Below are 16217 nucleotides of genomic sequence, written 5' to 3'. Positions count from 1 at the left end.
AAATTTAACTTATAATTTGAATATGAACTAAAAAATACAATAATTAAATAGATAAATGGAACTATAATACCAAACCTGGAACCGAAAAATAAATTGCTAACAGGTAGCAAAATAAATAATAGAAATGAAAAAATTTTAATTTTAAATAAGTGAAAATTTTTACATAGTATATCTATGGTAATAGGAATATAGGAATAATACATTGAAAGATTTGCCAATGTAGAAAAAATTGACCCATCAGAAGATCTTCTCAAGTAAATATTTTGCAAAATATTATTTTGAAAAGAAACATTCTTATAAAAAAATAAATCTATGTAGTAAAAAATAAATCCAGTAATTCCCAAACAAAAAGAAATCCAATATATTTTTTTTAGATTATTAATTGAAATGAAGCATTTTAAATATTTATTATGGTTCTTTACATCATTTTTAGGTATTGAAATGATTTGTGTTCCTAAAAATAGAGCTAAATAAGAAACTATCATGTAAATTAAAGAAATACTATCTATACTAGCTTTAATATCAACAGGAGCAATTACAAACATTAATATCCAAAACAAAAAGCTATAAACTATTATGAGTTCAGGCCTTAAAAAGCTTATAAATTGTTTATTTAATTTGATCTCCATAAAACATAAAATATCAATCTATACTTTATCTGGCAATAATTTTTTTAATTACTAATATAGGATATTAATTAGATTTAATTAATTTATCTTAAAATTTGATTAAAATGGTTAATATATTTTTCAACTATAATATCCCAATTATATTTATCGTTTATCTTTTGTTCATTAGATTTTATTTTGTCTTCATAATTTATTTTATTAATTGTTAAAATAATACGGCATACATCTTCGGAATTTTCAAAATATACTGCATCTTGATCCAATATTGAATAATTAAATATATTTTTATGTGCACAAATTAAAGCTTTTGAAGACATTGCTTCTAATAATGATGGATTTGTTCCTCCAACTGTGTGACCATGAAAATATAAATTCGAGAAATATCTTAAATTATTTAAAATATTAATATCATATATTCCTCCCAAAAATTTTATATTAGAGTGCTCTTGAAATTTATTTTTTAAATATTCTCCATATTTGGTTTCATGTTTGCCAATTACTAAAAACGGATAATTATTTTTTGCTTTAGCTACACCTTCTAAAATTGTATCTACACTATTTTCAGGTTCTAAACGAGCAATTAGCATATTGTAATTAAATTTGGAAATATTAAATTGACTTATGCAAGAATCATCTGGACTATCAAATAAATCTGCTCCATAAGGTATATATAATGAATTCTTATTATACTTTTCTTTTAAATAATCTTGTATACCTATCGAATCTGATATTAAAAAATCACTATATTTAACACCTAACTTTTCGGCAAACTGAAGAAATTTCTGAACTTTTTTTGAATACTTTGTTCGTTTCCATTCAAGGCCATCCATGTTGGTAGTTACAACACTTTTACTTCTGGGCAACATCCACCCCCAAATAGAACTGCTGGTATATCCTAACTGTAAAATTATATCAAAATTCTTTTTTCGCGTATCTTTAATACAATTAAAATCATATATAAATTGTCCGACGGTCCCCATTTTATCTTCTGGATCATAACAATGAACAATACTTACTCCCTGCCATTCTTTTCCTTGATAGGGATGGCTATGTGAATTGTACACTGTAACCTGATGGCATGCTTTTACCAATCCTAATGATAAATATTCTGCAAACTGTTCAAATCCTCCATAATGATTAGGTATTCCTCTCGTTCCTATTATTGCTATATTCATTCAATCATTTATTTAGTAATTCTTTATAAAAACTTGATGTATTTTCTCCTATTATTTCCCAATTATGATACTTCTTTATGTAATTATAAGCATTTATAGATACTTCATTCAAAAGTTTTGGATTATCCATAATACAAATTATAGCATCGGCTAAATCATCTGAATCCTCATTTTTAAATAAAAAACCAGTTTCTTTATTTTTAATCAAGTTTTTAAACGCTTGCAAATTTGAGCATAATACAGGTTTTCCATAGCTCATAGATAATAATAACACTCCACTCTGAAAAATTCTCCTATAAGGCAGAATTATCAAATCTGCCTTTGAATAAAATTCAGCTACTTCACTATCTTCAATATAACGAAAGTTAGTAGTTACCATATCATTAATATCTAAATCTTTAATCATTTCTGTATAATCATTTAAATCACTTTTCCATGGCTTTCCTGCAATAATTAAATTTAATTTATACCCTTTAGATTTAATTTTTTTCACAGCATTTAATAATATATCAAGTCCTTTCACTTTTTTTATTTGTCCAAAAAATAAAATTGTAAAAACTTTATTTTCAATATGTGATATACTATTAATGAAAGGGATATAATTTCCATGTGGAATAATAGCATAATTATGAATTAAAATGTTTTTTTTCTTAAATGTTTCATACGAAAAATTATTATGAAAAATTACTCCATCTATTAATTTATAACACTTTTTTTCAATGTAATTATTCGAGCTGTTATCAAATGAGTTTACATCATGAACAGTCACAACAACTTTAAAGCCATCATATTTAGCTTTCAGTAATATTAAATAATCAATTACTCTAAAAGTAAAAAAATGAAGATGTACAATATCTATTTTATCCAACTTACATTTATGAAATGAGCTAAAATGATATTTTAGATATTTAAAGCCTTTAACAACAAAATTATTACTCCATAAATCTTTAAACTCTATAATTGTATTGACATTTTTAAAATTTCTTAGCTTTGTTTTATCGCATGTATAAATCCAAATTTGACAATTGTTTGCAGCTAAACCCATAGCTAAACCATAATCGTAATAATCCATTCCACCATGTCCTCCTATTGCTTCTACTATTGCTATTTTCATAAATAATTTATTGATCAATAATCATTAATACTTCAAAAATAAATTGCTATTTAGATTTAATAAAATTAATTTTATTAAAAAATTTAATATCTATATAAACTATGATAGACAACAATACCCAATAATATTGCTTGTATGTAGGATTATGGAATATTGTATAAAATAATAAAAATAAAAATACTATTCTTAATGAATTTGAATATAAATATTTTATTATTAATAGAATATTTAATAAAAGAATTACTAAACCAAAAATACCAAATTCATAATAAATTTGAACAGGCAATACATTAATTGCATTACTCCATTCTAAATAATTATAAGAATCATTTAACTGACCAATAGTACCTAAACCGTGCCCAAACCATTCTTTATTTTCCATATTTTCTGACACAATATAAAAATCATGCAATCTCGGATTTCTTTCGAGATCTACTAAGTCATAATAAATATTAAAAGGAAGATATGGTAATAAAAAATAAAAGAAAACATATAAAATAAATAGAGCAATTATACTATAAAATATTTTCTTTCCTAAGCTTCGATCTCCATAGTTGATAACTAGAGCTCCTAAAATCACAGATAGAAAACCAACTCTGGATTGAGTTAATAATAAAATTGCAATTAACAGACAAGTAACGGTTTTAAATTTTTTTGAATTAATAATTTTGTTCTTTACTAATAGAAAATATATCAAATATAATATTGTGATCCAATTACATAACCAATTAGGATCAATAAAAAATGCAGCAGCTCTACCTAAATTCATAAAACCAAATTCCCCATATCCCTGCATTTTGTAATAGCCTAAATAGGTTAATAAAAATTGTATTGAGCATATAACAAATGAAAAATATATTTGAAATTCAATAGTTGATTTTATAATTTCAATGCTATTTTTTTTATTCAAATTGTAAAATGATATTACTAATATAAAAAATGATAATATGTTAAATAAAAGACTAAAAAATAAGCTAACAGAAATATCTAAATTAATATAAAAATTGACAGAAATACTTATTAAAAATAATAATAATAAGTATATAAAATTCCGAACAAAAACTTTAGGTATAAATACTTTCGTTTTTAGTAATAAACAAAAAAATAGAATTGGAAATATTAAATGTGCTAATCTTATATTTCCAAAAGCATTTGAAACAATTATTGAATCTAAACAAACAATAAATAAATATAATTTAATTATTTTTTTCACAAATTATATTAATAGCTTTTACAATATTATCAATATTATTTTTTTCCATACATTTTGGATTACTTACAGGATCACTTATAATTCCGACAAAGGAATTAGCATAAATGAATTTTTTTATTCTTTCATCATCTTTGTTATCGGGAATAGTATTTAATAAATCTAAAATATTTTTAGTGTACTTAAAATCTTCTAATGTTATTTTTTTAACATACGATAAGTAAAAAAAAACCTCACATAAAACTAATGCTTTCTTTTGCAATAAAGCCGCTTCATAGGCAATGGTTCCTGAAACAGTAACAACGGCCTGACAATATTCTAATAACTTATACGAATCAGTTTTTTCATCAATAAATACCAGATTTTTATATTTTATCAATTTATTATAAAACTTCCATGATCTATCCCCTATCGCGTTGGTATGTTCTTTAATCACCAACAGCCAATCCTCTGGCAATTGTTTCCATATATTAGTTATGTTAATAAACTGATCTTCCATATATCTGCCCAAAACATCTACAGATGCTTCAGGCTGTTTGTGCAAGGTCAATAAAATAAATTTTTTTTGTTTAATAGAATCAAAATCAACTTTTTGTATAAATTTATATGTTTCTTTATTTACTTCTTCTATAAAAGGAGTAAAAAATCTATTTAACTTCCATTTTTCAGGTAATGTTATATCATCTGAATTTAAATTTTCTGAAGTAATAAACTTTTTAATCCTTTTAATTCGACCTTTCAAAGAATTTTTCTTTTTTAATATTTTATCATTTAATTGTAGATAATCGGGCTTTTTTGGAATAAAAGTATCAACTGGGTATTGTTTATTTTCATAGTTTAAATCAAATTCAAATATTTTCGATTGAAATTCATCTTCAAAAAAGGCAAACCTTCCTCCAGGAATTCTAATAGTGTGTGGATTTAAAAATTTACATTTCAATTCCTGGCAATATTTAGATATCCTAAAAATAAGTAATTCATGTGCCCATGTTAATTCTCCAAAAATATATTGAATGCGATTATCTTTAATGAAATCATAAACGGGTTTTTGTATTTTTGTCAGAAAATCAATACCTTTATTAGTAGAGAATTTCAATATTCTATCTCCGTATACAAGTTCGTTAACTTTGAAATCATCAATAGCAGTATTTTTAGTATCTAAAATTACACTTTTAGATAAATATAAAATATTATTAGTATACGTCTCTAAATATTTTTTGTTCGATTTATTAACAACAATCCAATATATATTAATATTATATTTCTCTGAAAGAACTTTAGCTATTTCAAAAAAGAATTGTGTTTTGTTATAATTAGCTATAAAACAAATATTCATATTCTAAATAGTTTTAATTTGTTTAGACAATAAAGCATTCCTAATAATGCAATAATTGATGATAAAAGCATACAAGTAGCTATATAATCAATTGTAATAATAAATCTGAATGGATTTGTAAATAACATAATAGCATAAAATAGCATTGCTATTCCCGAAATGTAAAGAACCCATCTATTTTTATTCTTTTTATTTAAATACTGCTCAAAATATGATTGTTGACACCAAATAAATATATATATCAACAAAATAATTGATAAATGATTTAATGGAACATTAGGTAACGATTTAATGCTATTCATTGTAATTATAATTATATAACAAAACAGAAATGAAAAAATTAAACAAAAAGTATATAATTTATAGATCTTAAAATTAATGTTATTATTTTTATCTAAATAAATACTTTTAGAATAAAAAGCAACAATTGAACTATGAACCATCTGAACAATCATTGATATTCGTAACAAATATGAAAAGACAAACATTTGCTTTTCTGAGAACTGATTAAATATATAAATTTTACCATAGTTGTTAATCATGGTTACTATAAGTAGATTTAAGATAATCGGCCAAGCAAATTTTAAAGAATTTTTTAAATAATTAACACTAAATTTAATCATATTTTTATTGAGGTATTTCCATCCGTTAAAAGCTAAAGAAATAACAAACAAAAATTGAATCGAAAAAAAATAGTATAAAAAATATGTATCAGATATTATTTTATTACAGAAAATTAGCACACAAATTGTCAATAAATTTATAATTAAAGAAAAATAAATAATATTTTGTGGTTTATCAATTAATCTAAAATAAATAGAAAAATAATTTATAAATAATAAAAATAAACTTCTAATACTTATAAAAAATATAATAATTTTCATAAAACCAGTCAATTGACAGGTAATAAAAATACCAAAAACAATTAAAATATAAATTGTATTTATAATGTAATAAAAACCTTTTACTCCTTGTAGAAAACAATTTTTATCTTTTTGATTAGAATAGCCATACATCATATAAATTTTCCCTCCTAAATCTAACAGTACTACTAAGATATTAGCAATAGAAAATATATACTCTATATCATTGTAAGCAGATATATTTTTTGTGAAATATAAAATAAATATTGGAAGTAAGAATGCTAATCCTTTATCCAAATAATTAAGACAAATAAAATATAATAATGATTTATGTCGTTTTAAATAATTTAAAATCATTGAAATCATATTAGATTGATACTAAACCTCGTACCTTTTTCAACCTCTTGATTAACTGTCTTACCTAAAATTTCAGGTAAAAATTTTGGATGTAAACCATATCCTGGCCGTATGGATTTAACATTATCATTTGTGATAACATCGCCTTTTTTCATATTTTCAACCACATACAGTGATCTACAAAAATCTTTACCTTTAATTTGTTTGTCAGTCAAAGAGAAATCACTATTGCCTAAAGATAACTCTGCTTCTCTAACTGATTTAACCATTGTAGTGAACTCAATTTCATCCAAAGAAAATGAGGCATCAGGGCCTCCTATGCTTTTATCTAATATAAAGTGTTTCTCAATGACCTTGGCTCCAAGTGCTACGGAAACTATAGGAACAGTAATTCCTAAAGTATGATCAGATAGTCCTACATTTGTATTGAATTCTTCAGCAAGCTTAGGAATCATAGTAAGTTTAGCTTCGTCGATTGGTGCCGGATAAGATGAGGTACATTTTAATAAAGTTATATCATTATTCCCTACCGAATGACAAGTTTCAATAGCTAATCTAATATCTTCGTACTCTGCAATTCCCGTAGATATAATCATAGGTTTACCCTTAGAAGCTGTATATTTTATTAATGGTATATCAGTTATTTCAAAAGAAGCAATTTTATAAATAGGACAATCTAATTCCTCTAAAAAATCAACTGCTGAAAAGTCAAAGGGAGAAGAAAAACATAGTAAATCTTCCTGTTTTGCCGTATCAAACAATTCTTTATGCCATTCCCAAGGTGTATATGCTTCTTTGTATAAATCATATAAATACTGGTCTTGCCATATTGTTCCTTTAATCCTAAAATCGTCTTTTTTACTATTTAAAGTTATAGTATCAGCAGTATATGTCTGAAGCTTAATCGCATCAGCTCCAGCTCGTTTAGCCGCTCTAATAGTTTCTTTAGCAACACTAATATCATTACCATGATTAGCGGATAATTCAGCAATCACAAAAACTGATTGTTTATTAAATTTTGATATTTTCATTAAATTTTGATTCAGCGTATTTTCTTAAAGTTTAAATAATTATAATATTATTTTTAAGAATTATTCAAAATATTATATTCTAAATCTTAAATAAGGTAAATTTTAAAATAAAGTAATACTTTGCAAATATAATTATTTAGATTATTATTTAAATTTTTAATAATTTACCTATATATGCCTTCTTATTTTCCCAATCTTTTTTAAATAATGCTAATAAATGTACATTTTCAAATTGATTATCTAAAATGTATTGCTCTTTTAAAATTCCTTCAGTAATAAATCCAAATCTTTTATGTAATTGTATAACTTTTTTATTAAAACTCAGGACTTCGCATGAAACTTTATTCATTTCCAGATCTTCAAAAATATAATTTAAAATTTTAAATTCAACAATTGCTCCAATCCCTGAGTGTAAATATTCAGTTTCTCCAATATATAAGCTAGCAAACTCACAACGATGATTATTGTAATCTATATTTTTCAGACATGCATAACCTACTGATTTCAAATTATTAGTTATTATCCAATGAATTTGAGATTTATTATTTTCTAAATTGGAAAACCAAAGTTTTTGATTTTCTTGAGATATATAGGCTCTATTATAAGAAACATTTTTAATTAAATCCGAATTTCTCCATTTTCTGATTTGTTCGATATCGGATTCATTAACTAACCTAAAATTAATCATGAATTAAATTATTAAATATATTAAAATACCTTTCCTGCTGTTTACCATCAAAGAAATAATCTTGAAGTTGATAATTGGGTTCAAAATGGTTCCCTATAAAATAATTATCAATTGAGTCAGCTAAATTATTTCTTATCGAATATTCATAAAAATCCTTTTGATTATCTGCTGTTTTGACTAAATATAATTTGCCCTTACAAACAGATAAATATTCTAAGGCTACCGTACTCGGAGAACAAATTGAAATTTTGCTTTCAGTCATTATTTTAATTATTTCAATCGAGCTAATATTTGAATAAATTAAAACTCTATTTTCTAAATTATTTTGTTTAATGTAATCATCCAATTCATTTAAATATAGATACGCTGCTCCAACACAAATATTAATTTTTTCAAAACTGATAAGTTTCTTTAAAATTTTTAAAGTTATATTGTTTATATCTCCTCCCCCTAAGCATAAAAATATATTATTATTATCAGGAAATGCCTTTTTTTCACCAGAGAATTGTAAAAATTCATTTCTTAATAAAGCATATTGAAATCCTAAAAACATTTTTGTATAAGTTTGAACGGAGTAGTCATTTTTAGAAACACCTTCAGATGGGTTAATTACAATATCCGAATAAAACTCTTTATCATGAACATCATCAATACATACTAGTTTAGATCCAAAATTTTTAATTTTTTTTTGATATTCTGTATTAAAAAAATAATTATCCAAAACTGCTATTACATTTCCATTAAGTTTAGATAAAAATTCATTTTCGCTTTTTATTAAAAAAAAATGAAAATTTTTATTTTTTATTTGACTGATTAATAAATCAGGAATTTTTTCACAAAAAAAAGTAACTTCAAAATAAGGTTTTAAAATTTCACCTAAAGCTAAGCATCGAAATAAATGTCCTAAACCAATTTGAGTATTACCATCCACTCTTATATAAATTTTCTTACTTATCATTATTTAATTTATATTTAAGTTCAGCTAGTTTCCAATCTGTTTCATTATCTATGTCCTGAACACTTAATTCTGATAATATAATTGAAGTTGTATTTTCCATAAATAAAGTATGAGAAAATTTCTTTACTATAAACCAATACCATTGTCCGGCGTCATGGTATACAGAGTCTAAATCTTGTGAACGTGAGTTACTATATTCAGGCCAAATCATTTTAGTTTTTCCACCAATTATTTTCACACTTCTCCAAACCGGATAACTAAAAGATACTATAGGGAAAACTGAATCAAATATACCTTTTTGTAATGTTTCATATCCTTTTATTAAATCACCTTTTTTAATTAATGGAGCGGTCGGATATATACAACAGGCATGATCAAATTTTTTTCCTATTAATTCATAATTATCGAGTACCTCTTTCAACACATCCATTGTAGTTGAATAATCGCTAGAGTTTTCTTCAGATCTCATAAAAGGTACTTTAGCCCCGTATTTTTGAGCAACTTCAGCAATTTCGCTATCATCTGTTGAAACCATTATTTCGTCAAATAAATTACTATCTATTGCAGACCTGATTGAATAAGAAATAATTGGTTTTCCTAAAAAATTTTTGATATTTTTTCTCGGAATTCTTTTACTTCCTCCTCTTGCAGGAATAATAGCCAAATTACTCATTATAAAATTCTTTAATTTTATCTATCACGTAGTTTTGTTCTTCATCCGTTAGTGTAGGATACATAGGTATACTTAGACAATTTTTATAATAGTTTTCCGAATAAGGCATATCTCCTTCTTTCCAACCTAAAGATTTATAGTAAGGCATTAGATGACAGGGAATATAATGAATTTGTGCAAAAATCTTATTCTCTTTAAGATAATTGTACAATCCTAATCTGTTTTTAACCTCCAAAATGTATAAATGATAAGCATGGCCTTCTACAAGTCCTGACTGACCCAAAATATAGTTTTCATCTTTGAAAGCATTATGGTAAATTTCTGCTATTTTTTTTCTTTTATCCAAACCTTTATCTGCTCTATTAAGCTGGCTGATTCCCAATGCTGACTGAAAGTCAGTTAATCGATAATTATAGCCTAAGGTTTGCATCTCCATATACCATCCCGGATAATTTTCACTTTTTTGCTCACCATTAGCAAATTGCAAAGAATTCTGAAATAAATTACTATCTCTGGTAATTCCATGAGTTCTTAAAGTTAATAGCTTATTGTAAATTTCCAGATCATTTGTTGTAATCATACCTCCCTCTCCACAAGCTATATGTTTAACTGGGTGAAACGAAAAAATAGCTACGTCTGCATTTAACCCATTACCACATTTTTCTAAACTTCCGGTAGTTTTGGAAAAGTATCCTCCAGGTGCATGACAAGCATCTTCAATAATCCATAATCCATATTCATCTGCTAGTTTTCTGAATTTTTCCAATTCGACAGCTCTGCCTGCAAAATCTACAGGAATAATACCTTTATACGTTCCTTTAGGGGAACTTTTTACAAGCTTTTCAACCTTATCATAGTCCAACAAATAAGTTTTTGGATCAATATCAGAAAAAACTACTTCTCCTTCACAATATCGAATACAATTGGCAGATGCCGCAAAAGTTATTGGCGTAGTAATTACTTTGTCATTTTTATTGACTCCTAATGCCATAACGGATAAATGTAAAGCAGCAGTACCATTAGAAACAGCTACAGCGTATTTGCTACCTACGTAATCTGCAAATTTTTTTTCAAATTCTAAAATTTTTGGACCTTGAGTTAGATAGTCTGATTTTAAAGCTGTTATAACTTCCTGTATATCATCTTCTGTTATATTTTGTCTTCCATAGGGAATTATATTCATTATTATAATTATTTTATTTTTTAACTGTTTTAACTTTTATCCTATAATAATATGTTGTATAATTTTTAACGTTATTATGTGTTCCCACTCTTCCATAATAATACATCCAATATGTATTTTCTTCTCCCGTACTTATAAGGCCTGGACAAACATTACCCCAACCTATCTCTTGTTTCTGATAAAGCGCATCTGTAATATCAGTTTTATTCAGATAAGCTTTTCCATTAAGATAATAAGCTGTACGAATACTAATTTTATCGTTATTTGAATAAACTGTCGGTATCATTATAAAATTATCATCACTAAAAAAATGAGCAGAACTAGTATATAAATGTGAAAAATTTTCAATATTAGATGATAGTAACTCTTTAGGACTATTATAAATATCTCCTTCAGGTGTAATTATGGCTGAACCTATAATTCTATTAGATGTATATAATTCTCCACTCCATAGTCTTAATAAAACCAAATAATTACCGTTACTTAAAACCTTAACTGAAAATTGTGAATCATGGTATGTTTCAAAAACTTTTATTTCATCAACCCATTCCCATCCATTTTTTGATTTTGACATAAATGTCTGTTGTAATACATCTGTTTTTTTGTTATATAATGCCCGAAATGGGTATTTTTTGTCATTTTTATCAAAAAAAACATCAATTTCCACCCATCCTTGCTTTAAACTACTATTTCTGCCTACAATAATGTTGTCTTCAAAGTTCCCATCCGGAATTTTCTTAATCCAATTTTTTCCATCAGTAGAATATGCAAAACACAATTTACTTCCATAATCCGTATTTTTTAAATTTTCCCATGCTTGATACCACATATACCATAAATCATCTGATATTTTTAAAACCTTATAATAGCCAAGCAAAAGATCTTCCCAAGGTTCAGTTTGCTGCATTACTAATTCTTTAGTATTAGGCAATACCTCTATATCTGTAATCTCAAAATTTTTCAATTTTTCAATTTGAAAGTCATCACTTGATTTGCAACAAAGACAAAGCAAAATAAATGTAGTTAGAATACCAATTTTTGATTTACAAAACGGAATCATTATAGAAGTTATAATTTAAAATCAGAATCAACATGTTCTTTTATCAAATTTCTTAAGTTTTCAACTGTTTCCCAATCTGTATTATTTCCAGAATTATAGTTAAAACCATCAGCTACTTTTACAGCCTTAAATGCTAAAATAAAGTCATTTAAATTCCAATTAGGAACACTTGGTAAAATAGTATAATATTTCCCTAAATCATAGGTATAAAATGAGTCTGAAGAGGTAATCATTTCTTCATGTACTTTCTCTCCAGGCCTTATACCAATAGTTCTGTGTTCAATATCAGGAGCTATAGCTTTTGCCACATCAGTTATTCTATAAGATGGAATTTTGGGTACGAAAATTTCACCTCCCCAAGCATGTTCTAATGCATGTAAGACCATATCAACTCCTTGATCTAATGATATATTAAATCTTGTCATATTTTCATCTGTAATAGGTAAAAAACCTTCTTTTCTTTTATTTAAAAAAAATGGTATTACAGAGCCATTAGAACCCATTACATTTCCATATCGTACAACAGAAAATTTAATATTTTTAGTACCTTTAATATTATTAGCAGCAACAAATAATTTATCTGAAGTAAGTTTAGTTGCTCCATATAGGTTTATAGGTGCACACGCTTTGTCTGTTGATAATGCTACTACTTTTTGAACTCCAGTTTCTAAACACGCATATATAACATTTTCAGCACCACCTATATTAGTCTTTACACATTCATCCGGATTATATTCTGCGATCGGGACATGTTTCATAGCTGCTGCATGTATAACGTAATCTACCCCATTCATTGCTCTTACTAATCTTTCTCTATCTCTAACATCTCCTATAAAAAATCGTATGGCTGAATATTTGGAATCACTGTATTCCTGAGCCATTTGAAATTGTTTCTGTTCATCTCTCGAAAATACAACCAGTCTTTTAACATTCGGATATTGTTTAAAAATTCTTTCTGTAAGTTTTTTTCCTAAAGATCCGGTTCCTCCTGTAATTAATATAGATTTATTATTTAGCATAACTATTATTTTTGTTTCTAATTATCGTTTATTATTCATGAATTTAAACTTTTGAAAAGTTTAAATTTTCAATGTTTCCGGCATCAATCCAGTTTTTTTCATCGATTAAAAAAACACCTATTTTACCGTTACGATTTTTTATATTTTGAATTAATTCTGTAATGTGATAAAACATATTATCTGGTATCTCATTCAATAAATGAGGTTCCAGAATATACATTCCACAATTAATTATATATGTTGTCTGGGGTTTTTCAATAATATTTGCAAAATTACCATTTGAATCAAGATTAACAACTCCGTAAGGAATGATATTTGATTTGGATGTAGCAATTATTGTCAACTCATAGTTTTTATTTTTATGAGATTTGTAAATTTCAGAGTAATCTTCATCTATCAATACATCACAATTGGTAACAAATATGGATGTTTTAAATTGATTTTTTAACAATGACAAACTTCCCGCAGTACCTAAAGGCTTCTCTTCAAATACAAAATGTATCGAATAATTTTTATTTTTTAGGTTACTAAAGTAAAATTCAATTATCTCAGCTTTATAGTTTACCGATAAGTAAAATTCTTTACAATTAAATTTTATAAATCGATTCATAATATTTTCGATTATTGTAGAATCTCCATAAGGTAATAAAGGCTTAGGTAAAATATTAGTTAAAGGTTTTAAACGTAAACCTTCACCCCCTGCCATAATAATAACAGGTATATTTAAAATTTTATCATTCTTTTTTACACTCACTATATTATAATCTTATCTTTTTTAGATCAATATATTTTAAATCTTAATACTACTAGGAACGTTAACAATTCTTTCGTATGCCCAAAGAGTATTGATTAATTCTCCTGATTGGCAATTTTTATAAATATCAAGCTGATTTATCGGTTTCCATATTGATCTTGTCATGATTCCGGCTGAAGTTGTAAATTTAAGAAAATCTTCTTTTTCCTTTATATTATTTAAAATAAATGCATTTAACCAATAATTTGATTTACTATTATTAGGTTCAATTACAAAATTAATATTATTTTGTTTACAAAAATCTTTATATTTATTAGCAAGCAGTCTTTGATAAGAAACAATTTTATCCAGGTTTTCCATTTGTGCACATCCCAGAGCTGCATTTATATTTGGTAATCTATAATTATATCCGATAGAATCGTGTTCAAAATTCCACTGATGGTAAACTTTAGCCTGAGTACTCATATGTTTTGCATATTTACTTAATGCAGTATTCTTAAGCAAAAGAATTCCGCCACCTCCGGTAGTTATAGTTTTATTTCCGTTAAAGCTTATCACTCCAATTTCTGCAAAAGTTCCGGTATGTTTACCCTTATAAAAACTTCCAATACTTTCTGCCGCATCCTCAATTAGCTCAATATTATAAGACTTACAAATATCATATATATCATCAATTTTAACCGGATGCCCAAATGTATGCATAGGAATACAAGCTTTGATTCGCTTTCCTGAATTTTTATTATAGCAAACTTTATTTTTAAATAAGGTATTTTTTGAAAGCCAGTCTTCCAGTTTTAATGGAGACATTCCTAAAGTATCTTTATCAATATCTATAAATACTGGATCTGCATTTACATATTTAATGGCATTTACACCCGCAACAAAAGTTAATGCCTGAGTTAGTACTTCATCATTTTTTTCAACTCCTGCCACAATTAAAGCTAAATGCAGGGCACTTGTGCCATTTACACATGCTACAGCTTCGTTAGAACCCGTATATTCTTTAATTTTTGTTTCAAATAAATCTACATATTTACCTACTGAAGATACGTAAGTAGAGTCAACACAATCAATTAGATATTTTTTTTCATTTCCAAAAAAAACAGGCTGATGCAAAGGTATAAACTGATCTGAATCATACAGTTTTCTAATAAAATATTTAAAACTTTCAAACATTATAAATATTTGGATTGAACATTTTTAAATTATTTTTATCGGAAAACCATTCTATTGTTTTTTTTATACCTGATTGAATATCATATTCAGGTGTGTAACCCGTCAATGAATGTATTTTTCCATTATCGCCTTTCAACCTTGAAACTTCAGAATTTTTAGGTCTTAGTCTTTCAGTATCTTCAGTTATCGTACCTTTATAATCCATAATAGTACTAATCAAATAAACGATATCTCTAATAACTATTTCAGTATTACTGGAAATATTAACCTCTTGACCTACGGCCTCATTACATTTAGCTAATTGTATAAATCCTTTACACGTATCTTTTACATAGTTAAAATCACGACTCGTAGATAAATCACCCAATTGAATGGTACTTTTACCATATGCGATTTGAGTAATTATTGTAGGAATTATGGCTCTGGTTGATTGTCTCGGACCATATACGTTGAAAGGTCTAACAACAGTTACAGGAAGGTCATACGAATAATAAAAACTTAATGCCAGAGAATCTGCCCCTATTTTAGAAGCGGAATATGGAGATTGAGGCTGTTTAGGGTGATTTTCATCAATAGGTACATATTTTGCCGAGCCATATACTTCTGAGGTAGATGTAACTAACAATCGATTCACTCCTGTTTCTTTGGCAGCCTGACAAATATTCAACGTACCTTTAATATTTACATCTACATAATTATCCGGAGATATATAGGAATACGGTATCCCTATTAATGCCGCTAAATGAAATACAGTATCAATTCCTACCATTATATTTCTACAAAAATTAGGATCTCTTATATCACCGCTAATGATTGTTAAATTAGGATGTACTATATGTTCCAGCCATCCTCTATAATTAAAAGAATTATAATAAGATAAAGCAACAACTACGTATCCTTCATCTAACAAACTTTGAGTTAAATGAGAACCAATAAAACCATCAGCTCCTGTTACTAATATTTTTTGCATTGAGATAATATATAGTAGTAA

14 protein-coding genes are annotated in these 16217 nt (G+C 26.2%); all 14 read right to left on the bottom strand.

What is annotated here, in order from left to right:
- Positions 1-712: 712 nt before the first annotated feature.
- The 14 genes from EQ921_RS07575 to EQ921_RS07510 all read right to left on the bottom strand — a co-directional run bounded on the left by EQ921_RS07575 (position 713) and on the right by EQ921_RS07510 (position 16196).
- On the bottom strand, positions 713-1804 hold the full coding sequence (locus EQ921_RS07575; RefSeq protein ID WP_128331190.1) for a DUF1972 domain-containing protein: 1092 nt from the start codon (positions 1802-1804) through the stop codon (positions 713-715).
- Between the two features lie 4 nt (positions 1805-1808).
- Positions 1809-2918, bottom strand: a complete 1110-nt coding sequence (locus EQ921_RS07570; RefSeq protein WP_128331189.1) for a glycosyltransferase family 4 protein — start codon at positions 2916-2918, stop codon at positions 1809-1811.
- A gap of 46 nt (positions 2919-2964) precedes the next feature.
- A complete protein-coding gene (locus tag EQ921_RS07565) occupies positions 2965-3714 on the bottom strand; it encodes an O-antigen ligase family protein (RefSeq protein ID WP_128331188.1) in 750 nt (249 codons plus the stop codon).
- 400 nt (positions 3715-4114) lie between these two features.
- A complete protein-coding gene (locus EQ921_RS07560; protein WP_128331187.1) occupies positions 4115-5464 on the bottom strand; it encodes a hypothetical protein in 1350 nt (449 codons plus the stop codon).
- A gap of 1225 nt (positions 5465-6689) precedes the next feature.
- Positions 6690-7715: a pseudaminic acid synthase gene (pseI, locus tag EQ921_RS07555; protein WP_128331186.1), complete on the bottom strand. Its 1026-nt coding sequence runs from the start codon at positions 7713-7715 to the stop codon at positions 6690-6692.
- Positions 7716-7863: 148 nt separating this feature from the next.
- On the bottom strand, positions 7864-8403 hold the full coding sequence (gene pseH / locus EQ921_RS07550) for a UDP-4-amino-4,6-dideoxy-N-acetyl-beta-L-altrosamine N-acetyltransferase (protein ID WP_128331185.1): 540 nt from the start codon (positions 8401-8403) through the stop codon (positions 7864-7866).
- Positions 8396-9361 carry a UDP-2,4-diacetamido-2,4,6-trideoxy-beta-L-altropyranose hydrolase gene (pseG, locus tag EQ921_RS07545; protein ID WP_128331184.1) on the bottom strand — a complete coding sequence of 322 codons (966 nt, stop codon included), beginning with the start codon at positions 9359-9361 and terminating at the stop codon, positions 8396-8398. Before pseG ends, pseH begins: the two co-directional genes overlap by 8 nt.
- Positions 9351-10034 (bottom strand): pseudaminic acid cytidylyltransferase, encoded by a 684-nt coding sequence (pseF, locus tag EQ921_RS07540; protein ID WP_128331183.1) that lies wholly within the window; start codon positions 10032-10034, stop codon positions 9351-9353. The genes pseG and pseF overlap by 11 nt, the downstream gene beginning before the upstream one ends.
- A complete protein-coding gene (gene pseC, locus EQ921_RS07535) occupies positions 10027-11217 on the bottom strand; it encodes a UDP-4-amino-4,6-dideoxy-N-acetyl-beta-L-altrosamine transaminase (RefSeq protein WP_128331182.1) in 1191 nt (396 codons plus the stop codon). The genes pseF and pseC overlap by 8 nt, the downstream gene beginning before the upstream one ends.
- A gap of 13 nt (positions 11218-11230) precedes the next feature.
- Positions 11231-12181, bottom strand: coding sequence for a hypothetical protein (locus EQ921_RS07530; protein ID WP_128331181.1), 951 nt, complete (start codon positions 12179-12181; stop codon positions 11231-11233).
- A gap of 104 nt (positions 12182-12285) precedes the next feature.
- Positions 12286-13296: a UDP-N-acetylglucosamine 4,6-dehydratase (inverting) gene (pseB, locus tag EQ921_RS07525; protein ID WP_128331180.1), complete on the bottom strand. Its 1011-nt coding sequence runs from the start codon at positions 13294-13296 to the stop codon at positions 12286-12288.
- Positions 13297-13339: 43 nt separating this feature from the next.
- Entirely contained in the window at positions 13340-14050 is a 711-nt protein-coding gene (locus tag EQ921_RS07520) for a sugar phosphate nucleotidyltransferase (RefSeq protein WP_128331179.1), read from the bottom strand.
- Positions 14051-14086: 36 nt separating this feature from the next.
- Positions 14087-15226, bottom strand: a complete 1140-nt coding sequence (locus tag EQ921_RS07515; RefSeq protein ID WP_128331178.1) for a LegC family aminotransferase — start codon at positions 15224-15226, stop codon at positions 14087-14089.
- Complete coding sequence (locus EQ921_RS07510) at positions 15219-16196, bottom strand: GDP-mannose 4,6-dehydratase (RefSeq protein WP_128331177.1); 978 nt, start codon at positions 16194-16196, stop codon at positions 15219-15221. Before EQ921_RS07510 ends, EQ921_RS07515 begins: the two co-directional genes overlap by 8 nt.
- Positions 16197-16217 lie beyond the last annotated feature (21 nt).

Source organism: Apibacter sp. HY039, assembly GCF_004023655.1.
Taxonomy (GTDB): Bacteria; Bacteroidota; Bacteroidia; order Flavobacteriales; family Weeksellaceae; genus Apibacter; species Apibacter raozihei.
The sequence above is the reverse complement of the archived record's forward strand: the minus strand, read 5'-3'. Positions and strand labels throughout refer to the sequence as shown.